Consider the following 21,857-nt stretch of genomic DNA (forward strand, 5'->3'; position numbering starts at 1 on the left):
GGGGGGAAGCTACGTCCGGGCTACGCCCGGCCTCCGCTTCCCCCCACACGTCATCTACGATGTCGCTGACCCTTCAACTGCGATGTCGCTGTGCATAGGGGCCAACATCGCTCGCGAACTAAAGAAACTAGGCATAACTCAAGGGGAGTTGTCCGAACGCTCGGGCGTTGCGGCGTCACATATTTCATACATGGTGCGCGGACATGGTAATCCAACGCTTGCTACCTTGGAGAGCCTTGCCGATGTTTTCGGATTATCGGTTGTCGAATTATTGGCAGCGGATAGCACTTCCCGCGATAAGTCCTGAAAGGGGTCGATACATAGAACGGACCCAGATATCCGCTAACGTGGAGCCTGACGGAAAATCTCCGGATTCAGGTTTCCGTACGATTGAGCAAAGCGACAGGGTTTGTCGGACACTCAGCGATAGCGTTGAGTCCGCGCCACGAGGTCAGCGTGAAGGTCCGTCCGAAAACATGTGTTTTCAGACATGGGGGCACAGGGCGGCAGTCGACCAGAAATGGTCATTCGTTCCAACCATGGTGAATGTCCGGTCCTATCGGAAGCTGCCGACCGGCTGGGTCAAAGCGCATTACCAGCGGCAGCCTGCGCAGTCTTATAGCGTTCAGGATGCTGCAGGCATTCCTCTCGCACGCGGTTCAGCCAGGTGTCGTACCAGCACCATTGATTGCCAACGGCGATCGCGCCGTAACCCTTCCCCGGGTCTTTTGCGCCGAGACGCTTCCAGAGCCGGGTATGGGTATCCATCGTGAAGGCGTCGAAGTCTTCGTCCTTCATGGCTTTTACGATGGCGGCGGGAAGATACTTCTTCTTCTCCACCTCTTTCAGCGCCATGTTGAATTTTTGGTCGACGTCCGATCCCGGCGGCACGATTTCCACAGCAAGATCAGCGCCGGGCGCACGGTTGGCAGTCTTGTGAACCATGAACACCCGGAAGGCGAACCGAGGGTCGGCTTGCTGCTCCGGCGTCAACTTCTGCTCGAAATTGTCCATGGTGGTTTCGACGTGACGTGGCAGCGTGCCTGCCTTTTTCAGGATCGCGCGCTGATCCGGGCTGAACGTCACAAATTGTAGTGCGATGGGTAGGCGGCGTTCCAACGCATACTGCGCACCGAACATGCTCTTGATAGCGTCGTTGAAGTTGATGCAGCAGGCTTGCAACTTCGCGCTCAGCGCATCGTCAATACGGCTGGTCGAGCGATGTTCGATTTCATGCCGAATTTCCAGCAGCAGGTTCAGGTTGTCCTTCGCCCCCTGCTCGATCGGTGAGCGTGCATGTTTCAGACACTGGCCCAATTCCCAATATTTTTCGGCGCCGCTCGGTGTTTTCACCACGACCTTTTCGCCATTCACGGTCTTGGTATGGCGATAGTCGATCCCTTCGCGCTTGAACCAAGCGTGCATCAGGTATGTCCACGCGATCACGGCGGTGACGATGAACAATTCGGCGCGGAAAGTCAGGCCTGCGCTGTTGAATGTGTGCACGGCGCTGATCATGGCCTCCCGCGCCTTGATCAGCAGTTCATCACCGCGCAGGCTCAGGCCAGTTTCCGGGTCCACTTCCGGCCACGATGCGATGAAAGCGTCCAGCTCGTCGGCGGTGGTGGCCTTGATGGCCGTGTGTTTGGTATTGTTGCGAATTTCCGCGATGGCGCGGTGATTGATCGAACGCGTCGGCCTTGTGAAATAGGCGAGAATGTCCTGATCGTTCGGCCAGCGCCCGTCAGCTACCATCGCCTTGACCAGTGCGATTTCCCATCGATCAAGTTTGTTGCCGCGCCGACGCACAGTCATGGTCAGGCTGGCTCCAAGGCGTTGTGCAGGATGGCTTCCAACAAGCGGGATCGGGTTTGTTCGCCCGTGGTGATGCTGGCTTCGAGCCCATCGCACAGGGCCATCAACGCATCGACCTTGGCGACGATGCGGTGCTGTTCGGCAAGCGGGGGTATGGGAATTGGGAGCGGCTTGAGATTTGCCGCCTTGATACCTTTCGCAGTCATTCCGGTCGCATGGGCGTCAATGAGCGCCTGCAACGGCTCGCTCATCATAGCGAACATCAGGAACTTGGTGTTGATGGTCGAGTAGGGTTGAAGGCAAATTGATCGCTGAGCGAGCGCGAAAGGCTCCGTGATGTCATTTAGGCATACGTTGGCAAGCGGTGCTTCTGTTGTGAAAAACAAGTCCCCGATCTGAGGAAATCCGCGCGTCATCCACGTTTTGAATGTGACCTTCGAAATGAATTCTCGTGGCTCCCTGTTCAAAAAGCCCATGCGAATATTCTTCGCGGTGATAAGCGGAATGCCATTGTCTGTCTTTGGGGGCGTGTTTCCACGGTAGTCGATGAACAGGAATAGGTTTTCAAACGATTGGACTGCCCAACCAGTTGGCAGGTCAATGGGAAGTGTTTCTGGCTCAGGCGTAGCGGCAAGCTTGATCCGCGTATCTCCGGTTCGCTGCTTGCGCTCTGATTTAGCCGCGGCAAATTCGGCAAGCAAGGTCGATGCAGGTTCATCCGCCGTGTCGTGCTCAACCAGTTTGCCGCGCACGGCGAGGTTGAGGATGGTTTGGCGCAGTTGCTTGATTTGATCGGGGCGGGTGGTGAGCGGGGCGAGGTTGGCCAGCGCGAAGCGCGCGTCGGGCGCGAAGGTTTCGGGATCGGGGGTGTTGAGTTTGGCCAAGGTGGACAGGGTGAACGTGTCACGCGCCGCCTCGCGGCTCACTCGCGCCGCCTCAAGCTGATCGCACAGGGCCATCAACTCATCTGTCGTGCGCTGAACAGTCGGGCAAATTAGCGGAATGGGCACTTCCGCGATCCGGCGGACGCTGAGCGTGACGTTGGCCGTCCCCGTCATGCGCGAAACCAGCAGCTCGTCCTTAAAGGTCGAAAGGTATTCGAATATGAACCGCGCCGAAATCAGGTTTGGAGCATAAGGGAAAATTGCCGCCAAGATGGTGCCCAGCGCAAACCGGCCTTCCTGATAATGCAGGCGATTTATGCTGGCATTGCCATGCCCCGTCGAGGACACCAAAGGCACAATCGTCGCCGCGCCTTCAAAATCGAAATGGTCACAGGAGCTGCGCTCAGCCGCTGTTACTACGAGCGGAAAGCTGCCGCGTTTCGCGCCTTGGATACCCGTCAATCCCTTCTCGATGCGAGCGACGGCTCCGAGTGATGCGAATGCTGATGTGTCAGCAAAGTCCTCTGGAAGCTGGTCATTAATGACGGGCGCGAAACGTTTTGGTTTGGAAATCTCGCCGCTCCGAAGGAGCCTGATTTTTTCGCTCTCTATCTGATCAAGCATTTCCGCAGGCGTCAGCGGCTGACCTTCCCCTGCCAGCTTTCCGGCAATGGCCAAGCCTATGACCACCTTCCGAAAATGGCCAATACCTGCTGGATCGTCACCAAAACGCGACACGGCATCACGCACGAAATCGGCGTTCATTGGGCCAGTGCCTCAGCCAGAATAGCTTGCAGTTGCTCGCGCAGATCGGCGGTTTTGGCCTCGGCCTGATCCAGCTTTGCCAGTAGTTCGGCAGGATCGCCGTGGTCGGCCTCCTCGCTATGCGGGTTCTTGAAATCAAGGTTGTAGCCGCGCGCCTTCACCTCATCGATGCTGACTTTCCAAGCCTGCGGGCCTTCCTCTCGGCCCTTGCGGTCCGCGCCGCCCCACCAATCGGTGCAGCTCTGAAAATGCTCAAACCGGATCGGCTTTGTCATGGAATAAGCCTTTTGGCCCGCTGGCACCTGATGCTCGTAGAACCAGATATCCTTGGTCGGCTCGCCCTTTTCAAAGAACAGCAGGTTGGTGCCGATGGAGGCATAGGGCTTGAACACGGAGTTGGGCAGGCGGACGATGGTGTGGAGGTTGCATTCCTCCAGCAGTGCCTCTTTCAGGCGGGTCTTCACGCCTTCGCCAAACAGGCTGCCGTCCGGCAACACGATGGCCGCTACGCCGCCCTTGCGCAGCAAGCGGATGAACAGGGCCAGGAACAAGTCTGCCGTCTCGCGCGTGCGGAAATGCTGAGGGAAGTTGCTTTCGATGCCGTCCTCTTCCTTGCCGCCGAAGGGCGGATTGGTGAGGATGACATCTACGCGGTCCTTCTGCTCCCACGAGATATAGGGCCGGGCTAGCGTGTTGTCGTGGCGCACGAAGCTGGGGTCTTCCACGCCATGTAGCAGCATGTTGGTGACGCAGAGCATGTGCGGCAGCGGCTTCTTTTCTACCGCGCGGAAGGAGGCTTGCATCAGCGCCTCATCCTCGGGCCGCTTCACATAGCGTTCGCGCATGTGCTTCATGGCGCAGGTGAGAAAGCCGCCTGTGCCGCACGATGGATCAAAGATGATCTCGCCCGGCTTGGGGTCGATCCGGTCAACCATGAACGCGGTGACTGCGCGCGGGGTGTAGTATTCCCCGGCGTTGCCAGCGGATTGCAGGTCGTTGAGAAGCGTCTCGTAAACGTCGCCGAAATGCTGGCGCTCGGACAGGTTGTTGAAGTCGATGTCGTTAATCTTGTTGACTACCTGCCGCAGCAACTGGCCGGATTTCATATAGTTGTAGGCATCCTCGAACACATCACGCACCACGCGGCGGCGATCACCGGGAAGGCCTGTGGGCTTCAGGCCCTTCATCGCCGGGAACAGCTCTTCGTTGATGAAGGCGAGCAGCGCCTCTCCTGTCATCCCTTCGGGATCGGCTGCCCATGCGCGCCACTGGAAACTTTCTGGCACTGGCGACTGGTAGCCATCCCGCATCAATTCCAGTTCCTGATCCTGATCGTCGATGATTTTCAGGAAAAACAGCCAGCAAAGCTGGCTGATGCGCTGCGCGTCACCATCGACGCCGCTGTCTTTGCGCATGATGTCTTGAATGGATTTGACGAGAGTGCGAACCGACATTGATTAAGCAACTTCCTGGTAAATTTCGTTTTGCAGGGCGTGGACGGCATCTTCAAAGCCGGCCTTGCCGCCGAAAGCCTTGATGAGTTGGACGGGCGTGCCGAGCGTGTTCAGCGGCGGGATGCGCAGCACGTTGGTATCGTCAAGATTGAGCACCCCCTCGTCGGCATACTTGTCGAGCAGGGCGCGCAACACGGCGCGGGCCTGCTCGCCATATTGGGCGAAAACATCGCGTTTCTGCACATTTTCCGCTCGCTCGCGCCGGGTCAGCGGCTTGCGATCAAAGGCGATGTGGCAAATTAGATCGAACGGATCGAGGTCTTTGCCGAGTTCATCCGCGATGAAATCGAGCGCGAGGCCTTCCGCTGATATTTCATCGACCAGCGCCTGTTTGCGCTCGGCACCATTCCACCGGGTAAGGAATTCGTCCAAGCTCGCGAAGTGCTTGCGCAGGGCTTTTTTCGTGAAGTCACGCAGGCTTTCGGTAACGAGCTTTCCGCTTTCGTCCAGATATTCCACGCGCTCGGCCACAATGACGACGGGCACGCCATCGACATAAACCTTGCCACGCCTACCGACGTCATCTGTGATGGTTATGTCCGGCGTTTCGCCATTGTCGATGATGGTTTCCTCGCCCGGTTGGTCGCTATGATCTTCGCCGGGATCGCCGACAGTGCTGTCGTCATCGGGTGGCGTAACAGGATCATCCTCGCCCGGCTCATAAATTTGAACCGGTTCGCCATCGAAATCCGGGTCCGCGAAGTGGTTCGTTGCCCCTCGGAAATCCATCAGCGTGAAGAAGAACTTGCGACTGTCTTCGTGAACGCGAGTGCCGCGCCCGACAATTTGCTTGAACTCGGTCATCGACCCAACGTCGCGGTCGAGGACGATCAGGCGGCAGGTCTGGGCATCAACCCCGGTAGACAGCAGCCGTGACGTTGTGACGAGCACCGGGTAGCGGCTCTCGGGGTCGATAAAATTCCCGAGTTGCGCCTGACCCTCGGGATCGTTGCCGGTGATCCGCATGACATAGCGGGAACTCTCCGCCACGAGGTCGGCGTTCTCATTGATCAATGCCTGTCGCATACGCGCCGCGTGCTCCTGATCGACGCAGAACACGATTGATTTCTGATAACGGTCGCCGCTTTCCTTCAAAAATTCCGTGACCTTGCGCGCCACGAGCTTGGTCCGGTCATCCAGTACCAACGTCCGATCGAAATCGCGGGTATTGTAGATGCGATCCTCGACCTCGTTGCCGTCGCGATCAAGCTGGCCCTTCTCGGGGCGGTAGCCCTGAATGTCGCGATCCACATGGACCTTGATGACCTTATAGGGCGCGAGGAAGCCGTCGCGGATGCCCTGCTTCAGGGTGTAACTGTAAGCCGGTTCGCCGAAATAGTGGATGTTGGACGCATACCGGGTTTCTTTCGGCGTGGCCGTCAAGCCGATCTGCGTAGCATCAGAAAAATGCTCAAGAATTTCGCGCCATGCGCTGTCCTCCGCCGCGCTTCCACGGTGGCATTCGTCGATCACGATGAGGTCGAAGAAGCCGGGTGAGAACTCCTTGAAAAGCTTCTGCCGTTCCTCCGGCCCGGTGATGGCCTGATACAGTCCGAGATAAATCTCGTACGCGGTATCGACGCGACGCTTCTTGTCCATGGCGATCGGCAGGTCGATATTCGAGCCGTCATCACGTTCGATCGTTTTCGCGTTGGCGGACAGCTTCGCCATCGCTGGGCCGAAAGGCCGGAAATCGTTGACCATCGTCTGATCAACCAGCACGTTCCGATCAGCGAGAAACAGGATGCGCTTCTTGTGCCCGCCCTTCCACAGCCGCCAGATGATCTGGAACGCGGTGTAAGTCTTCCCGGTGCCGGTCGCCATGACGAGCAGAATGCGGTTCTGCCCAGTCGCGATGGCCTCCATGGCCGCGTTGACGGCGTTGACCTGATAATAGCGCGGCTGCTTGCCGCTGCCGTCGTCATAATAATCTTCGAGTACAATCTCCTCGCCTTCTGCCGTCAGGCCCTTCCACGCGGCATATCGCTGCCATAGTTCACCCGGTGATGGAAAGGCGTCAAGGGGCAGCGTGACTTCGCGTGCATCGCCAGTGCCCGTGCGGTCATGGACTAAGAACCCATCGCCATTCGACGCAAACACGAAGGGAATGTCGAGGGTTTCGGCATATTCCAACGCTTGCTGCATGCCCGCGCCCATAGGCTGGGTGTTGTCCTTAGCCTCAATCAGCGCCAGCGGGATGTTGGGCTTGTAGTAAAGCACATAGTCAGCACGCTTGCCTTGACCACGACTAACCATCTTTCCGCGAACGATAATGCGGCCTTTTGTGAAGCTGACCTCTTCTCTGATCTGCGTCATCTCATCCCAGCCAGCGTCCTTGATGGCAGGCGTTATGAACTTGGTGCAAATGTCGCGTTCGCTCAGAGATCGTTTGTCGAACATTGAAGGCCCATCCCGTGTGGACTGACCGTAGAGGCATGATCACGATTTTGCCAGTTGGCATGAGAATTCGCCTATTCAGGCCACATTCTTGATGCTTCTGCGCTTGGGAAGCAGACAGGCAAAGCGCCGCCAGCGGACCCAGACCGGCGATGGAAAGGCTCATGATGGAACGTCTCGTTCTGCTAGAAACGGCCGTTGACGGGGGCTACCCCGAATGGCCGCAATGTCCCAGACCACGTCATTCGCGGGACTGTACGGCAAACAGGCGTTTTACGACACCCGAGCAGACATGTCGGCGCTTAGCGTATCGCTGGGTCCGTTCTATGTACCGACGCCTGAAAGGCAGTCGCTTAATTTGATCGGAACAATCTATGTCCAGTAACCCGCCCCGCGAATTTGACCGACTGCTACAAGATGCGCCGCTGGTGCGGGCAATGGGGGGAGCACTCTCGATGTTTGCCACGCTGCTTGCGCGCCAAGGCATTGTCGAGGCGAGCGAGGTTGCAAACTTGCTGGGTATCTATGCGGTCGCCACAAGCGAAGTCGATAATGAAGAGGGCATGATCTTGGGATGCTGGGCAGCTATGATCCGCGACGTGGCGGAGCAACAGGGCGTCACCTCAAGGTTTGTGCGCCAGACAACGATTTGGCGGACATAATGAGAACACTGGCTATGCCACGAGTTTGAGGCGGGCCATGGGATCGTTGAGGGTGCGGAACTCGCCAGGGGAGAGCCGGTTTGCCCTTTGCCACAGATAGTCGCCGGTCAAACTGATATGCACCCAGCCCATCGGCGAGAGATGGGCAAGCAGCGCATCATCGAAGGTGCCGCCGGATGATTGGAGATGCTGGGCGGCCCTGTCCATATAGACGGTGTTCCAGTAAGAAATCGCCGCGATCAGCAGATTGAGGCCCGATGCCCGATATTCCTGATTCTCGATCGAGCGATCGGTGAACCGCCCCTGTCGGTTGGTGTAGATCGCGGCGGCAAGGGTATGACGTGCTTCGCCTTTATTGAGGCCGGCCTGGCAGGCGCGACGCACGTCGGGCTGTTCAAGCCAGTCGAGCGCAAATAACGTCCGCTCGATGCGGCCGAGTTCGGCCAGCGCAAAATCCAGCCTGTTCTGGCGCTTGTAGGCGGCCAGCTTGCGCAGGATCGCGGAGGGCGCAACGGCTCCTTCCTTAATGGAGGCGACGATCCTGACGATGTCATCCCAATCGGCTTCGATCGCCGCCGTCTTGATCGTGCGGCCCATGAGGCTTTCGATGCCTTTGTAGGTCGAAGGCGCGGCGATCGAGCCGAGTTTCCGGTCGGCGATGTCGCGCAGACGGGGCACGAACCGGAAGCCGAGAAGATGGCAAAGGGCAAAGACATGGTCCGTCGCGCCGCCGGTATCAGTGTAATGCTCATGCAGCGGTAGCGCGCCGGCGCCGAGCATCAGGCCATCCACCACGTAGGGGGCCTCGCCGGCGGTGGCCGACATGATCCGCGATCCGAACGAGGCAAAATGATCGGACAGGTGGGAGTAGATCTTCAGGCCCGGCTCGCTGCCATATTTCGCATTGATGTCGGCCGCCGCCGATCGGTTGCGGCCCGAGCGGAAGAACTGCCCATCGGAGGATGAACTAGTGCCGGCTCCCCAATGGCGCGTGAAAGGAAGATCATGGTGCGCGGCAACGATCATCCCCAACGCGGCCTGATAGTTTTCGGGCGACAAATACCAGTTGTGGGTCCAGGCAAGCTGGGCGTAGCTCACCCCGTCGCTGGCGTTGGCCATGCGCTCTAGACCCAGATTCGATCCATCAGCGAGAATGGCGGCGAGGATCGCGTGCGGGTTGTCATGCTCCTTGCGGGACCGAAGATCGCGAAATGCGCTCAGGAACCCGGTGCGCTCGGCCACCTCGACCAGGAGTTCGGTGATCCGCACGCGCGGAAGCAAGGCGTCGAGCCTGCGATCGAGAGCCTCCGCCTCGGGTGGAGTGATCGCCGGCATGGGTTGCAGCTTGAGCCGGTCGCGTTCGAGCGCCACGCCCGCGAGCCTGTTCGCCTTGAGTTGCTTGGCGAAACGGCGCAGCCGCCAGTCGAGCGTCCTTGCCCGCTCCTCCAGATAGGCGGCCGCATCGGTCTGGAATGGCAGGCTGTCGGCCACCTTATCGGCATCGCGTCGACTCAGCAAATAGGTGTCGAAGCGGCGATAATTGCGGGTTCCTTCGACCCATATGTCGCCGGCGCGCAACCGATCGCGCAGCGTGGCCATGATGGCCGTCTCGTATCGCCGGCGATCGACCTGGCCACCTTCGGTGATGAGGCGCTTCCACTGCCGGTTGGCGAATGGGAGCGGAACGCCCTCGGGCAGGCTGCGGGCCTTGCGGGCATTGGTATCGCGGATGACCTCGATGGCCTTGACCAGTTGCGATCCGCTCCCCGATGCCTTGAACGTGAATGTATCGAGGAAAGCCGGGCTGAACCGCCGCAGCGTCGCATAGCGACCAGTCGCCGCGACAAGCGCATCTTCGCCCGCCAGCTCGGCCAGCGCATCGACCTGCGATTTGGCTGCGACCAGTCTGTGCCAGCCTACCGCTTCGTCGATCAGTTCGAGCGGATTACCGCCATGTTCGACCGCCTCTCCCAGCGCGGCGATCGTCGCGCCGAACAGCCGCATAAGTTCGCCGACCGAGCGGATGCTGTCCTGATAGCGCCTTTCCCGCCCGCGCCGCGCCCGTGTGAACAGGCTTCCGACAAGCCTGTCGAACATCTGGATCGCACCATCGGCGAGCCTGGCATCGAGGTCGATGACCGCCGCGATCAGCGTCGCGCGGCGCCTGTTAAGGCTATAATCGGAGAGCAGGAACGCCGGCGCAACGCCACCTTCGCGCATGAACTGCGCGAACCGGAAGTCGGGGATTTTCGCGCCGATCGCCGGGTCGATGCCGATTCCGCGCACATAGCGTAGCCGTTCCAGCAGCCCGTTGATGTTCGCCGTGGTGGGCGCTTCCTCGAAATTGCGCAGCCAGGCCAGCGGCGTCATGCCGAAGTCGCTGTTGTTGACGATCAGATCATCGATCCGCGCCAGTTCGGCATGACCCAGGCTTTCGACAATGAGCGCCGCCGCGGCTTTGCGGGCGCGTGCCCTGCCGGCGAGGCCCGCACGTTCGAGCGTGTCTGCCGATGGAAGAATGAAGCGTTCCTGCTTCAGCCCCTCCATCAATGCGCGGACAATAGGTTCGCCCCGATCGGTCCGCTCCGCAGCTCTTGCGGCGAGATCGAGCGCGAGCGGTATATCCCCTCGCCGAAAAGGGTGTAGCCCCAGATGCCGTGCCGCAATGTCGGCATGATCGTTACGTGTTTGCGCGCGCTGGTCATAGTCGGCGAACGCATCAACATCGACGAAGAGCTGGGCGGCGAGATAGTGAAGGACCGCATCGGGGACGTCGACGTCGGGCTGCAAACCGAAGCCGGGATGCCGCATAAGCGCGATCTGCGTTGCCAGACCGAGGCGGTTGGCAGGGCGATAGCGGCGACCGACCAGTTCGAGATCCTCGGCGGCAAGGGTATAGTGGCCGACGATCGCGGTTTCGTCATGGGGGATATCGAACAGGCGACGCCTTTCTTCTCCGGTCAATAATCGCCGCCGCGCCATCCTGCCTCCATCCCGAGTCGAGAGCGACAGGCTAGCGTCAATCTGGAGTATAGCCTAACCGGACGTCAGGATGCAGCGGCGGTTTCTGTCAGGATAGGGTTATGGCAAGCATTTATTGACGCATGTTCCGCCGTGTCATAGAATTCAACCTGACATTTTGACCGGAGGCGGCGATGAAAGGCCAGAGGATCGGTTACGTCCGGGTGAGCACATTCGATCAGAATGTCGATCGCCAGTTGGACGGGCAGTCGCTCGACCGGATTTTCACCGACAAGGCATCGGGCAAGGACATCAACCGCCCCGAACTCGATGCCATGCTCGCCTTCGCCCGCGAGGGTGACACCGTCGTGGTCCACAGCATGGATCGATTGGCGCGTAATCTCGACGATCTGCGCAAACTGGTTCAGTCCCTCACCAAAAGAGGCGTCCGGATCGAGTTCGTGAAGGAAAGCCTGGCCTTCTCGGGCGAGGATTCCCCGATGGCCAACCTGATGCTCTCGGTCATGGGTGCGTTCGCCGAATTCGAGCGCGCCCTGATCCGGGAGCGGCAGCGCGAAGGCATTGCGGTCGCCAGACAACGCGGTGCTTATCGCGGGCGGAAACGTTCCCTCTCCGACGAAATAGTCGCCGAGCTGCACCGCCGTGTTGATGACGGCGAGCGCAAGGCCGTCATCGCCCGTGACCTGGGGATCAGTCGCGAAACCCTCTACCAGTATCTCCGCGCTGCCACCTGAGCCGGTTTCACCCAGCCTCGCTCACCCTTAGGCTTGTCTGATTGATACGACCAATGTCACGTCTCTTGAATTGCTTGAATCATATCAATGAGGATTGGAGGTCTCCTTCGTCAAACGAATGGCAAGAACGCGACCGATTGCCGCTGCGGCGACTGGCTGGACGGCGCTTGGCGGAAATGGTGCAACCGAACTAGCATTGATCTCGCAAAGCGCATAGGAGCCATCGCTGATGGCTTCACCAGGGCGAAATAGGAAGTCGGCGTCCCAAAGAAGCGGAAGATCGTGGTCGGCGATCGACAGCAACCTTTGCATCTCTGGAATCCAGCGATCCTCCATCGCTTTCCGTAAGGCTGCGAAGCGCGTCACCTCCGGTCCGAACATGGCGCGGCCCATCGGCTGTGGGGTTGACGACGTTGTATCAATGGCCGTTGGCGTCATCAGCGCAGTGATCAGGTTGTGCCCAAAGCCAACCACTCGGTGCCCGCACACGTAGCAGCGGACCATGCCCTCGGACGACTGCGGCTGATAAGCCTGATCGATCAGCACGCCGCCGTCGTTTAGAAACGGCACCCACCTTTCCAAGCACTCGGCTAGGCTGATGCGCTCCGATTTGCTTCCTTGGCGGGCCTCTTGAACTTTCACCGACGTTTTCAAAGCCGGAGCGTTTCCCGCTTCGTCTAGTTGGACACGCCATACATTCCTGCCGCCGTTGCCGTAGTTCGGCTTCAGCACGCGCGGGCCTGCGGCAAGATGTTCGGGGAAACGAGCGCGAAGGCCTTCAGCGTCCACGTATCGATCGACATCGCTGCCCCATTCCATGGATCGCGTTGTGTAGAGCACTTCCTTGACGCCGATTTTGGCGATCACGTCAGGATGCGCGCTGACGACAACGCCGCACCCCGCGACTTCGCGCAGCATTGGATCGAGCTGCGAGCGGTCGCCTGAAATGTCCAACGGATTCACCCAGACCAGCACTGTGTCGCACGACAGCAGCTCGTCCCGAATCTCGCGAACCGCCTCGTCCCTGTACAGTACAGGCCTTGCGGTCGCCCCGAGCGCCCGCAAGGCCTGCATTATCGGCCACTGCCGGGCTTCATGAAAGCGATGCGTCCACTCGGCTGCTTGCCCACGCCAAAGAAGAGCGATGTTCGGGCCGGATGTCATTGTTGCATCTCCCCATCGGACCTGTCCCCTTTGTGGTCGCGAACTCAGGTGTCGCGCAGCAGTGGGTGTTAAGCCACGGCGGTCGGGTTCAGCCGCCGCCGCGCAAAGCCGCGGCATAGCGCCGGTCGACCACTTCCCAGTCGATGTTGCGGAAGAAGGCGTCGACATATTTGGCGGCGGCGGTGCCGTAATCCATGTGGAAACTGTGCTCGTACATATCGAGCGCGAGCAGCGGCACGCCGGCAATCGCACCGTGCATATGATCCCACGCCCAATGGTTGTGCAGCGAGCGCGTGTGGAGATTGTAGACGAGCACGCACCAGCCCGATCCGCCGGCAAGGCTCATCCCGGTACGGCGGAAGTCGGCTTCCCAGCGGTCGAACGAGCCGAACGCCGCGCCCAGCGCGTCGCGGATGGAACCGGCTGCCTGGCCGTTGCCGCCGAGCCCGTCGAAATAGACCTCATGGAGCACCACCGAGCCGGTGCGGTGCAGCTCCTCGCGCTTCAATCCGCCATAGACCACCGGCGGCAGGTCCGTGTCAGCGAGCGCGGCGGCAAGTCGTGTCTCGATCATATTCAGGGCCTTGACCGAGCCCGCATAATTGTTCTCGTGGTGCGATGTGATCAGCCTTTCGGAGAGGCCGTGAAGCCTGGCGGGATTGAACCTGAGCGGCTTGACCTGATGATTTCCGGCAAAGGCGGGGACAGCCGCCGGCGCTGCGGCCGGCGTCTGCGCAGAGGCTTCGTTGATAGTCATGGCGGCGGCTCCGATGCCAAGAGTTGCGATTGCACTGCGTCGGGAAAGATGGTCGATCGTCACGCGTCACTCCTTCAGATGATCATTACATATGCGGCCCCGAGGACCGAGCAGACGCCGAGCACCGGCAGCATGCCGGCCTTGAACCGGAACATGGCGAGTATCGCACCCACCGCGAGCGCCAGCGCCGGCCAGTTGACGGACGTTAGGACTGGGAGATCGATGGTGCCGGCTGCGAACGGCACTTCGCGGACTTGCTCGAACAGAGTGTGGATACCAAACCAGACCGCCAGATTGAGGATCACGCCGACCACTGCGGCGGTGATCGCCGAAAGCGCGGCCGACAATGCGCGGTTGCCGCGCAGCCGCTCGATGAATGGCGCGCCGGCGAAGATCCACAGGAAGCATGGCAGGAAGGTAACCCAGGTGGTGAGGATTGCGCCGAAGGTCGCGGCGACGAGCGGCGGCAGCCCGGTCGCTTCGCGGAAGGCCGCGAGGAAGCCGACGAACTGCGTCACCATGATCAGCGGCCCGGGCGTGGTCTCGGCCATGCCGAGCCCGTCGAGCATCTCGCCGGGCTGGAGCCAGCCATAGGTCTCGACTGCCTCCTGCGCGACATAGGCGAGCACCGCATAGGCGCCGCCGAAGGTCATCACCGCCATCTGGCTGAAGAAGGTGGCGATGCGGCTGAACACGTCGTCGGGGCCGAACGCGAACAGCAGCGCTGCGACCGGCCCGAGCCAGAGCAGCAGCAGGACGCCGGAGATGCGCAGCGACCAAGAGAGGTTCGGCCGGGCATGGTCGGGAAGGCCCTCGCCAAGAGCGGTGTCGCGGTCGTGGATTATCTCAGCGCCGGCGGGACCATGTCCGCCGCCGCCCTTGAATGCGGCGTAACCAGCGCGGCCACTGAAGAAGCCGATCAGCGCGGCGGCAAGCACGATCAGCGGGAAGGGCACGTCGAGCACGAAGATCGCGACGAACGCCAGCGCGGCAAAACCGCGCATGACGTTGTTCTTCAAGGCACGCGAACCCACCCGGACCACCGCCTGTAGCACCACCGCCAGCACGGCGGCCTTCAATCCGAAGAACAATCCCTCGACCAGCGGCACTTCGCCGAGCAGCACATAGACATAGCTGAGCCCTAAAATCGCGAGGAAGCCGGGCAGCACGAATAGCGCGCCCGCGACCAGGCCCCCCTTGGTCTTATGGAGCAACCAGCCAATATAGACAGCTAGCTGTTGCGCTTCAGGGCCGGGCAGCAGCATGCAATAGTTGAGCGCGTGGAGGAACCGCTCCTCGCCGATCCAGCGCTTCTCCTCGACCAGGATGCGATGCATCACCGCTATCTGGCCCGCCGGTCCGCCGAAGCTGAGCAGCGCGACCCTGATCCAGACGCGCACCGCCTCGCCAAAGCTGATGCCGTGCTCGTGCAGCGTCTCGACTGCGATTTCAGCGCGTGCGCTGGCCTCCATCTTTAGTCCTCTTTTCGCCGGGTGAAGTGAGCATAGAATCCGTCGAGCGCGGTCGATCCGCGCGCGATCCGCTCCTCGTCGTCGTCGGTGCCGGCACAGATGCCGGCGATAAGCGCGCTCACTCCCGGAGTTTCCGGGCGCTCGAACCGAGCATCGGCAATATCAAGGTCGTGAACAATTTCGCCGAGCGCCCGCAGCGCGGGGTCGGTCTCGAGACCGGTGAGGAACACCAAGGTCTCGAAGGAGCAGCGGTCGCCTTCGTGGGTGAACTCAGCGTCCGCCATGTCGAACCTCAGTTCGTCAGGCTCCGGCACATATCCTTTGCCCTCGACGAACTTGAAGCTCGCCTCGGGGTCGATGAAGCGGCGAATGAGCCAGGCGGACGCGATGCGATCGACATGGACATGGCGGCGCGTCACCCAAACGCGGCGCTTTAGCTCCGCCGGGGTCAGCTCGGGCGCACCGGGGCCGCTCACATCGGGATGTTGGTGAGAGCGGCGGTCCGCCTCGGTGATGGCGGCCTGTGCCGCCTGCCGACCATGCGCACCGAAAAAGTCGATCGCGGCGACCTCGTTCAGGCGTTTGCGCAGGCGGCCCACATCCGCCGCCGCGACATACTCGCCCTCACACAGCGCGCGCGCCTCGCGTGCCAACTCCTCATAGTCGGCGTCACGCGCAGCGTCGAACACTCCGCGCAGCTCCGCATCGCCCATGCCGCCGACAAGGCGCGCTTCGAGGATCAGCGCCTCGCCGCCATTTTCGGTGATCTCGCGATGCAGTTCTTCGAACAGCGCGCGCGTGTCCTCGCGATTGGGGAGCGCATGGACGGCGTTCTTGAGCGGCGCGGCCCCGATCGCCTGCAAACGCCGCCAGACCTTCACCCGCAAATAGGCAGGCTTAGCCGGAAGCTGCGGGATCAGGAGCAACCAAGGGGAAGCTTGTGTGTTTGTCATAGTTGTATCGTCACTAGCCTACAAGTGTAAGGGTTGCATCACAAGCCTCATGAGCATAGGACTGCTTATCCCGAAGAAAGAAACCGGAGCGCAATGTCGCGGCTCGCCGGCGGCGCGCTCGCATGACGTGAGGCTTTCCGTGTCGAGTGCGCTGATGAAGGATCAATTATGCTGAAAAAGACCATCGCCTTGGGATTCGCCAGCCTCCTGCTGGCAAGCCCGGCATGGGCAGCGCCGGACTGGTCGGCTGTCGACCGGGCGATAGGACGAGCGGGGGCCGAACAGCCGGGGGGCGTTCACCGCTACAGCTTCCCGCGTTCGGACCTGAGCGTCACGCTGGATGGGGTGACGATCAAGCCCTCCCTCGCGCTCGGCTCTTGGGCGGCGTTTCAGCCGATGGGCGACGAGGCGATGGTGATGGGCGATCTCGTGCTGACCCACGACGAGGTGAACCCCGTTTTGAGCCGCCTGCTCGCAAGCGGTTTTACGATCACCGCGCTCCACAATCACCTGCTCCGCTCTTCGCCTGCGACCATGTACATGCACATTGCCGGCCACGGCGACCCGGTGAAGCTCGCGGCCGCGCTCCGGCAAGCGCTATCAGCCAGTCGGACCCCGCTCGCCGCGCCGCAATCGCCTTCGGCCAGCGCAGCCGCATCGCGGCTCGACCTCGATGTGGCCGCGCTCAACCGGTTGATGGGCGGTGAGGGCAAGACGGCCGGTGGCATCCTCCAATACAGCTTTCCGCGCGCCGAGCGGCTGATGGACGGCGATATGGAGACTCCGCCGACGATGGGCACGGCGACCGCGATCAACTTTCAGCCAACCGGGGACGGCCGAGCCGCCATCACCGGCGATTTCGTACTTGTCGCAAACGAGGTCGATCCGGTCCTGCGCGTGCTGCGGACGAACGGGATCGAGGTCACGGCGCTGCATAATCATATGCTAAACGACGAGCCGCGGCTGTTCTTCATGCACTTCTGGGCCAACGACGACGCAGCCAAGCTCGCCCGTGGGCTGCGCGCGGCGCTCGACAGGATGAACAATCAGAGGAGTTGAACTCGGACGACGGCTCATTGGGCCGTAACCGCCGCCCGCCCGACCCCACGGCCCTTATGCAGGAAGTGGAATGGAACATGGCTAGCAAACGAACTCTCACTGTTGTCGCAGGCGTGGGCGCGGCCGCGCTGGCGATCGCGGGCGTGGCGATCGCGCAAAACCACGAGGCGAACGAAAACCGGATAATCGGCAAGCACAGCGAACGAGACATCCCGCTTGCTCAGGTGCCCGAGGCCGCGATGAACGCGGCACGCGCGCAACTCGCGTCAATAAGCAAAGCGGAGCAAGTCACCCGAAAGGCGGACGGAAGCACGCTCTATGAAATCAAGGGCAAGAACAGCGACGGAAAGACGATCGAACTGTTCGTCACGCCCGAAGGCCAGGTGCTCGGCCGCGAATGATGGATCAGCACGGGGCGCCGGCCGTCGAGGGCCGTGCGCCCCTTCCGAAATGATACTGCGGAATAGGAGACGAAAATGCGGCCAAGGCGATGGATATTGTTATGCGCCGCTTTGGCCGCCCTGCCTGATAGTGCGATCGGCCAAACCGAACCCGCGTCGGCGACGGGCTCGGCGTTGTTCGTAAGCTGTCAAGCGAATGAGCCGCGATGCGGCGCTTACCTCCAAGGCGTGCTCGACATGATGATCGTCGCGCGAAAAGCGGAATGCCGCGCTCCACGCTATGACCGATCGGCGCTGCGCGCGGCATATTTACGCTGGGCGGAGCAGAATAGCTATTTTATGAGTGTTCATATGGTGGCCGGAGCTGAACGCTCGTTAGCGAAGGCTTGGCCATGTCAGTAGCATCGTACCCCGCGGCGTAGCCTGCCCGGCGGCTGCCTTTGAGGGCAGGCGGAGCGTCCGCCTGGCGGTGAATTCCGCCAGCTCAACGATTCCATGTCGCGCCTCAAGCTCGCTAATTAGCCGATGTTCGCATTATGTCTGCCAAATCGTTGTCTGGCGCACAAACCTTGAGGTGACGCCAACAGCGCACAGCTACTCGCAAATAACCCCGGCGCGCACGGCGCTAGCCGTGAGCCGCTTCGATCTTCTGGGCCAGCTCGGCCAGGTGTTCGGAATCAAGTAGATCCTCGGCGCTAAGATCGGCCGCGAAAAACTCGCTTCCGCTGGGTGGCGCGCGATCGACGGCGAAAGCGGTCAGATAGGGCCGCGCCTCGTCCGTGGCGATCCAGCGCCAGAAAGCATTGCCCTGGCCGAATAAACCGCTCTCGAACATATCGAGCCGTGCTTGTGCGAAGTCGGTCAATTTGCGTCTCCTGACAATCAGGCGGTTCGGCAAAAAAAGGGAGGCCGAAGCCTCCCTTTGTCTTACTGGAACAGTTTGATGAAAGCGGGCGCGAGGCCGATGACTGCGAGGACGAAACCGACGCTGCCGATGACCCAAGTTTGTGCCGTCAGCTTGCTTTCGATTCCCTTGTTCGCCTCCTGAACCTTCACGGCGATATACTCCTCAATAGCCTCTACAACTTCCGCTGCGGCGTCGTCGGACAGATTAGCCGCTTTCAGTGCTCTAAACAATTTGATGTGCATCCGGTTCTCCTTCTCGTTGGTGACGGGAGACACCCGGCATGGGCACCGGCGCCGGCTGTCAGGGACCGCGAAGCGGCCGCGTTAGCGGGCGGTGGGGGAGCCGATTTGCGCAGCAAATTGGGGGAACCGCCGATCCTTGAAAGCTGGCGCGCACCCATGCCAAAATGCCACGACACACAGAGAGAAGAGATTGCGCGGGGCGGGGTTCGATGCCCCGCCCCGCGCTCTGCATGGCACCGAGATCATCGGTTTCGCCCAGCGGGCGAAAAGGGGCGGGGTTAGCCCGCCCCTCCGGCGTCAGCCGGATTGGCCGCGCTTCGCCTTGGCCGCCAGCACGACCGCGACGACTTGCGGATAGACGCATTCGCCGCGCTCGATGTTGCGGATGCCGGGGCCGTCGAGCACGTCCTTTATACGGTCCTCGATGATCTGGCCCAGCTCGGCCGCAACCGCCTCGATGTCAGCACTCGTCTTGCCGATAAACATCGGGTCTTTCGGCCACATGCTTTCCGCGTCGAAATGATCCTTATCGTTCAACGCGGTCGCCAGCGCCTCGATCGCAGCATTTCCAAGCGCACGCTCGAAAGCCAGCTGAGCGAACAGACGATGAGACATAACAACCTCCTTGTTGCCGGAATTGGCAAGGCCAAGGGGAGGGCAGCGCCGGGTCGGGTCAGGGACCGCGAAGCGGCCGCGCTAGCGGGCGGTGGGGGAGCCGATTTGCGCAGCAAATTGGGGGAACCGCCGATCCTTGATGCGGCCTGGTGCAGCCCTCATGCTAGGAAGACACTGACGGGGGGATTTAACAAACTAACGCCCGCCCATCGAGCGGACCTTCACCCTGCGCCGTCTCGCGCCCGAACGATCGCGCTGTATTCCAGCAGCGTTTGCCGGACATTCTCATCATCCACCACATTGAGCGCATGGCCGGTGGCCGATGCCTGATCCGTCCGCATTTCGAGCCAAGCGATCCGCGCCGCGTTCGGCGCTACGCAACCATGCTCGAGCGCGATCTGCTCACTGTAACCGGCGATAACGTCGTTGATGGCCTCAAGGGCCGCCTCATAGGCGATGGCCTGATCTTGGGTCCACAAGGGCGCTGTCGGTGAGAGGGCAGTCACCTTGCCATATAGAGAGGGCAACTGGTCTCCCGGCAAGCGCAAACTACGCCATTTGCGCTTGCCGAGAGTGGGCGGCCCTACCGGGGGGCTTGGGCCGTTGCTGGGCCTATAATCCTCAAACTCACAACGCCAAATGGCGTTGGATAGATTGAAAGGGCGGCGCGACAAACAGATGCCCCCTCGAAGCGCATCGTGCGAAGTTGCGCATGGACCGCGACAATTCTCGCTCTCAGTTGTCGCTCAACCAAGCGAGCTGCTGACCGATTCCAAGCCCCTCCATCGGAACCGATGCGCGCCGTTCGATCTGCGGCCAAAGGGGATCGCGATAGTTGCGGCCTGCGAGAACGATCAGCGGCGCGGCGGCGTCGATCTGCTCGGCCATTGCTTCGATCACGCGCGCGCCCCAAAGGCGGCGCGCGCCTGCCTTCATCGCGCCTAGCGTTTCGTCATAGGGCGCGATGACGGTTTCCGGGGCGATCAGGCCATGCTTTGCTGACAGGATGAACCATGCGCCGCCCTGTCGTTCGACATAGGCACGGGCCTTCTGGAACCATGGCGATGCGTAAAGATCGCGCGCCGGGGCGGGGCGGTCCAGCTTCGCAGCAACGCAAGCGACAAGGAAAACCGGAGACGGGGACGGGGGAGGGTCGATGACAGACGGCGGCGCTGCCTCAAGATCGGCAATGACGGTGCAGCGGCCCCATTTCTGCAATTGGCGCTGCCATCCTTTCGGCGGTCCTTGGCGCTCGGCAACGTGGCTAAGGGTCGGTCCACCGAACAAGTCGGGTTGCTCCCCGATGCGCTGCACCGGGGGAACGTAGCGAGGTTCGCGGATGCAATGGCGGGCCATGCTCGATCCCCTCAAAAGGCGAAAGCGGTCTGGCCGCTCGCCTCGGTAAAGCTGGCGCTATCGCCTGCCGCGTAACGGTCGCGGCCCATGGGGGACCATTGCAGATGCCCGGAACGGTCATAGGAAAACCAACCATCCTCGATCCCGATGATGAAAGACCATGCCTTATCCTCGGCGCAAGGTCCGTGAAGATTGATCGGCCAATGCTCGGCCCCGCGTTCCTGCTGGCAGGGCGACGGCGCGGAAAAGCTGCGAAGCAACGCGGCGCGGTCGGTCGGCTCGGTAGCTCCCATTTCCCGCATGATCTGGCGGGCCTCGACGGTGCTGATGTGGCCGCTCGCCTTCCTGTCGGCGTGGTCCGAATAGCGAAGGCCATAGACAACGGCATTGAAGATATTGCGCGGCTCGGTGAACTCCTGCGTGGCGAGCAATTCGCGCCATTTCCCGGCGCTGATAAGGTCCACCGCATGATGCCAGAGCGAATGAACGCGGTTGCTGTAGCCGTGGCGGTTCGTCACGCCATCGCGGGCGATCTCGATCCCTAGCGCACGCTCGACGTGTTGCACGAAAGGATGGGCGGCAAGCAAAGGATGGCGAAGGCCGATCTTGCGCGGCTCGTCCTGCTCTGCGCGGATGACCTCGATGGGGAACTGAAACAGGCGCGACGGCAGATTCCACGGCGCGGAAAGGGGAAAGTCGCGGGGCACATCAAGCGCCCCGTTAATGTCCAGCACAAAGCCGTTTGGCGCGAAGCCTGCGGCAATGATCTGGTCGCCCAGCTGGTCGGCCTGCGCGGTGCGTATCGCGGCGGCGGCGCTCATGCGCTCAACTCCGCATAGGTGGCGCTGCACTCGTAGCGGATCGCATCGCCATCCCACATAGGACCGCAAACGCCCTTGAATTTCGGTGCGCCCTGCAACTCAGGCCGCTGGCTCGGATTGCTGTCGTAACCGCTGCATTGAAGCCCCTCGACCGCTGCCCGGCTGACGATGGTTTCAAAGGTCGCGCCCTCGATCTCGATCCGGTCAAAGTCCTGCTCGGTCTGGCGGTAGATACGGATTTTCATGGGCTTTCCCTTCCTAATTGAGCCGAAGGCGATGACGGGTCATCGACTTCTGCCGAAAGCGGGCGACGCTGGGCCGGGGAATGCCGCAAACGGGGCCGATCAGGGGGGAGGG

At 61.1% G+C, this 21,857-nt stretch carries 22 protein-coding genes; 6 read left to right on the forward strand and 16 right to left on the reverse strand.

What is annotated here, in order from left to right; translation table 11 throughout:
- On the forward strand, nucleotides 1–307 hold a 307-nt coding region (locus GGQ89_RS17865), incomplete at its 5' end, for a helix-turn-helix domain-containing protein (RefSeq protein ID WP_244955812.1).
- 275 nt (nucleotides 308–582) lie between these two features.
- Here the strand turns inward: GGQ89_RS17865 and GGQ89_RS17870 are convergent.
- From GGQ89_RS17870 to hsdR, 4 genes are read right to left on the reverse strand one after another with little or no spacing between them, the layout of a single operon-like run.
- Nucleotides 583–1,815 carry a DUF3644 domain-containing protein gene (locus GGQ89_RS17870; RefSeq protein ID WP_184106679.1) on the reverse strand — a complete coding sequence of 411 codons (1,233 nt, stop codon included), beginning with the start codon at nucleotides 1,813–1,815 and terminating at the stop codon, nucleotides 583–585.
- Nucleotides 1,816–1,817: 2 nt separating this feature from the next.
- A complete protein-coding gene (locus GGQ89_RS17875) occupies nucleotides 1,818–3,464 on the reverse strand; it encodes a restriction endonuclease subunit S (protein WP_184106680.1) in 1,647 nt (548 codons plus the stop codon).
- Entirely contained in the window at nucleotides 3,461–4,918 is a 1,458-nt protein-coding gene (locus GGQ89_RS17880; RefSeq protein ID WP_184106681.1) for a class I SAM-dependent DNA methyltransferase, read from the reverse strand. The genes GGQ89_RS17875 and GGQ89_RS17880 overlap by 4 nt, the downstream gene beginning before the upstream one ends.
- 3 nt (nucleotides 4,919–4,921) lie before the next feature.
- The gene (hsdR, locus tag GGQ89_RS17885) at nucleotides 4,922–7,378 is read right to left on the reverse strand and encodes an EcoAI/FtnUII family type I restriction enzme subunit R (RefSeq protein WP_184106682.1); all 2,457 of its coding nucleotides are present in this window, start codon (nucleotides 7,376–7,378) and stop codon (nucleotides 4,922–4,924) included.
- 371 nt (nucleotides 7,379–7,749) lie between these two features.
- On the opposite strand from hsdR, the gene GGQ89_RS17890 reads away from it, so the two are divergent.
- Nucleotides 7,750–8,037 (forward strand): hypothetical protein, encoded by a 288-nt coding sequence (locus GGQ89_RS17890; protein WP_240456270.1) that lies wholly within the window; start codon nucleotides 7,750–7,752, stop codon nucleotides 8,035–8,037.
- A 12-nt stretch (nucleotides 8,038–8,049) separates the two neighbouring features.
- Here the strand turns inward: GGQ89_RS17890 and GGQ89_RS17895 are convergent, their stop codons facing one another.
- On the reverse strand, nucleotides 8,050–11,019 hold the full coding sequence (locus GGQ89_RS17895) for a Tn3 family transposase (protein WP_184106683.1): 2,970 nt from the start codon (nucleotides 11,017–11,019) through the stop codon (nucleotides 8,050–8,052).
- A 173-nt stretch (nucleotides 11,020–11,192) separates the two neighbouring features.
- Here GGQ89_RS17895 and GGQ89_RS17900 point away from each other — a divergent pair, with 173 nt between their 5' ends.
- Nucleotides 11,193–11,753, forward strand: a complete 561-nt coding sequence (locus GGQ89_RS17900) for a recombinase family protein (RefSeq protein WP_046765576.1) — start codon at nucleotides 11,193–11,195, stop codon at nucleotides 11,751–11,753.
- A gap of 84 nt (nucleotides 11,754–11,837) precedes the next feature.
- Here the strand turns inward: GGQ89_RS17900 and GGQ89_RS17905 are convergent, their stop codons facing one another.
- The 4 genes from GGQ89_RS17905 to GGQ89_RS17920 all read right to left on the reverse strand — a co-directional run bounded on the left by GGQ89_RS17905 (nucleotide 11,838) and on the right by GGQ89_RS17920 (nucleotide 16,072).
- Entirely contained in the window at nucleotides 11,838–12,917 is a 1,080-nt protein-coding gene (locus GGQ89_RS17905) for a Cj0069 family protein (protein WP_184106684.1), read from the reverse strand.
- 88 nt (nucleotides 12,918–13,005) lie between these two features.
- A complete protein-coding gene (locus GGQ89_RS17910) occupies nucleotides 13,006–13,737 on the reverse strand; it encodes a superoxide dismutase (RefSeq protein WP_008603800.1) in 732 nt (243 codons plus the stop codon).
- Nucleotides 13,738–13,748: 11 nt separating this feature from the next.
- The gene (gene chrA / locus GGQ89_RS17915) at nucleotides 13,749–15,146 is read right to left on the reverse strand and encodes a chromate efflux transporter (protein ID WP_122129123.1); all 1,398 of its coding nucleotides are present in this window, start codon (nucleotides 15,144–15,146) and stop codon (nucleotides 13,749–13,751) included.
- 2 nt (nucleotides 15,147–15,148) lie between these two features.
- Nucleotides 15,149–16,072, reverse strand: coding sequence for a chromate resistance protein ChrB domain-containing protein (locus GGQ89_RS17920; protein WP_008603798.1), 924 nt, complete (start codon nucleotides 16,070–16,072; stop codon nucleotides 15,149–15,151).
- Nucleotides 16,073–16,267: 195 nt separating this feature from the next.
- On the opposite strand from GGQ89_RS17920, the gene GGQ89_RS17925 reads away from it, so the two are divergent.
- From GGQ89_RS17925 to GGQ89_RS20390, 3 genes are all read left to right on the forward strand, one after another.
- The gene (locus tag GGQ89_RS17925; protein WP_008603797.1) at nucleotides 16,268–17,158 is read left to right on the forward strand and encodes a DUF1259 domain-containing protein; all 891 of its coding nucleotides are present in this window, start codon (nucleotides 16,268–16,270) and stop codon (nucleotides 17,156–17,158) included.
- A complete protein-coding gene (locus GGQ89_RS17930; protein WP_228165648.1) occupies nucleotides 17,155–17,559 on the forward strand; it encodes a PepSY domain-containing protein in 405 nt (134 codons plus the stop codon). The genes GGQ89_RS17925 and GGQ89_RS17930 overlap by 4 nt, the downstream gene beginning before the upstream one ends.
- Before the next feature lie 75 nt (nucleotides 17,560–17,634).
- Complete coding sequence (locus tag GGQ89_RS20390; protein WP_223178489.1) at nucleotides 17,635–17,961, forward strand: Rap1a/Tai family immunity protein; 327 nt, start codon at nucleotides 17,635–17,637, stop codon at nucleotides 17,959–17,961.
- 223 nt (nucleotides 17,962–18,184) lie between these two features.
- Here the strand turns inward: GGQ89_RS20390 and GGQ89_RS17935 are convergent, their stop codons facing one another.
- The 7 genes from GGQ89_RS17935 to GGQ89_RS17965 form a co-directional block, all read right to left on the reverse strand.
- On the reverse strand, nucleotides 18,185–18,424 hold the full coding sequence (locus GGQ89_RS17935; protein ID WP_008827849.1) for a hypothetical protein: 240 nt from the start codon (nucleotides 18,422–18,424) through the stop codon (nucleotides 18,185–18,187).
- Between the two features lie 62 nt (nucleotides 18,425–18,486).
- Nucleotides 18,487–18,708: a hypothetical protein gene (locus GGQ89_RS17940; protein WP_004213291.1), complete on the reverse strand. Its 222-nt coding sequence runs from the start codon at nucleotides 18,706–18,708 to the stop codon at nucleotides 18,487–18,489.
- A gap of 297 nt (nucleotides 18,709–19,005) precedes the next feature.
- The gene (locus GGQ89_RS17945) at nucleotides 19,006–19,323 is read right to left on the reverse strand and encodes a hypothetical protein (RefSeq protein ID WP_006953908.1); all 318 of its coding nucleotides are present in this window, start codon (nucleotides 19,321–19,323) and stop codon (nucleotides 19,006–19,008) included.
- Between the two features lie 221 nt (nucleotides 19,324–19,544).
- Nucleotides 19,545–19,802 (reverse strand): hypothetical protein, encoded by a 258-nt coding sequence (locus tag GGQ89_RS17950; RefSeq protein WP_008831892.1) that lies wholly within the window; start codon nucleotides 19,800–19,802, stop codon nucleotides 19,545–19,547.
- Nucleotides 19,803–20,058: 256 nt separating this feature from the next.
- The gene (locus GGQ89_RS17955; RefSeq protein ID WP_030541642.1) at nucleotides 20,059–20,679 is read right to left on the reverse strand and encodes a DUF6884 domain-containing protein; all 621 of its coding nucleotides are present in this window, start codon (nucleotides 20,677–20,679) and stop codon (nucleotides 20,059–20,061) included.
- 11 nt (nucleotides 20,680–20,690) lie between these two features.
- Nucleotides 20,691–21,500 (reverse strand): hypothetical protein, encoded by an 810-nt coding sequence (locus tag GGQ89_RS17960; RefSeq protein WP_008831890.1) that lies wholly within the window; start codon nucleotides 21,498–21,500, stop codon nucleotides 20,691–20,693.
- Nucleotides 21,497–21,745 (reverse strand): hypothetical protein, encoded by a 249-nt coding sequence (locus tag GGQ89_RS17965; protein WP_030541643.1) that lies wholly within the window; start codon nucleotides 21,743–21,745, stop codon nucleotides 21,497–21,499. Before GGQ89_RS17965 ends, GGQ89_RS17960 begins: the two co-directional genes overlap by 4 nt.
- Between the last annotated feature and the right edge of the window lie 112 nt (nucleotides 21,746–21,857).

The organism is Sphingomonas yabuuchiae (assembly GCF_014199595.1).
Lineage (GTDB): Bacteria > Pseudomonadota > Alphaproteobacteria > Sphingomonadales > Sphingomonadaceae > Sphingomonas > Sphingomonas yabuuchiae.

Excerpts from the sequence above, each read along its gene's own strand:
- GGQ89_RS17945 (WP_006953908.1), bottom strand. The coding sequence starts at position 19,323 with ATGTCTCATCGTCTGTTCGCTCAGCTGGCTTTCGAGCGTGCGCTTGGA.
- GGQ89_RS17880 (WP_184106681.1), bottom strand. The coding sequence starts at position 4,918 with ATGTCGGTTCGCACTCTCGTCAAATCCATTCAAGACATCATGCGCAAA.
- GGQ89_RS17940 (WP_004213291.1), bottom strand. The coding sequence starts at position 18,708 with ATGCACATCAAATTGTTTAGAGCACTGAAAGCGGCTAATCTGTCCGAC.
- GGQ89_RS17905 (WP_184106684.1), bottom strand. The coding sequence starts at position 12,917 with ATGACATCCGGCCCGAACATCGCTCTTCTTTGGCGTGGGCAAGCAGCC.
- GGQ89_RS20390 (WP_223178489.1), top strand. The coding sequence starts at position 17,635 with ATGCGGCCAAGGCGATGGATATTGTTATGCGCCGCTTTGGCCGCCCTG.
- GGQ89_RS17965 (WP_030541643.1), bottom strand. The coding sequence starts at position 21,745 with ATGAAAATCCGTATCTACCGCCAGACCGAGCAGGACTTTGACCGGATC.
- GGQ89_RS17895 (WP_184106683.1), bottom strand. The coding sequence starts at position 11,019 with ATGGCGCGGCGGCGATTATTGACCGGAGAAGAAAGGCGTCGCCTGTTC.
- GGQ89_RS17900 (WP_046765576.1), top strand. The coding sequence starts at position 11,193 with ATGAAAGGCCAGAGGATCGGTTACGTCCGGGTGAGCACATTCGATCAG.
- GGQ89_RS17870 (WP_184106679.1), bottom strand. The coding sequence starts at position 1,815 with ATGACTGTGCGTCGGCGCGGCAACAAACTTGATCGATGGGAAATCGCA.
- GGQ89_RS17960 (WP_008831890.1), bottom strand. The coding sequence starts at position 21,500 with ATGAGCGCCGCCGCCGCGATACGCACCGCGCAGGCCGACCAGCTGGGC.
- GGQ89_RS17955 (WP_030541642.1), bottom strand. The coding sequence starts at position 20,679 with ATGGCCCGCCATTGCATCCGCGAACCTCGCTACGTTCCCCCGGTGCAG.
- hsdR (WP_184106682.1), bottom strand. The coding sequence starts at position 7,378 with ATGTTCGACAAACGATCTCTGAGCGAACGCGACATTTGCACCAAGTTC.
- GGQ89_RS17875 (WP_184106680.1), bottom strand. The coding sequence starts at position 3,464 with ATGAACGCCGATTTCGTGCGTGATGCCGTGTCGCGTTTTGGTGACGAT.
- GGQ89_RS17890 (WP_240456270.1), top strand. The coding sequence starts at position 7,750 with ATGTCCAGTAACCCGCCCCGCGAATTTGACCGACTGCTACAAGATGCG.
- chrA (WP_122129123.1), bottom strand. The coding sequence starts at position 15,146 with ATGGAGGCCAGCGCACGCGCTGAAATCGCAGTCGAGACGCTGCACGAG.
- GGQ89_RS17925 (WP_008603797.1), top strand. The coding sequence starts at position 16,268 with ATGCTGAAAAAGACCATCGCCTTGGGATTCGCCAGCCTCCTGCTGGCA.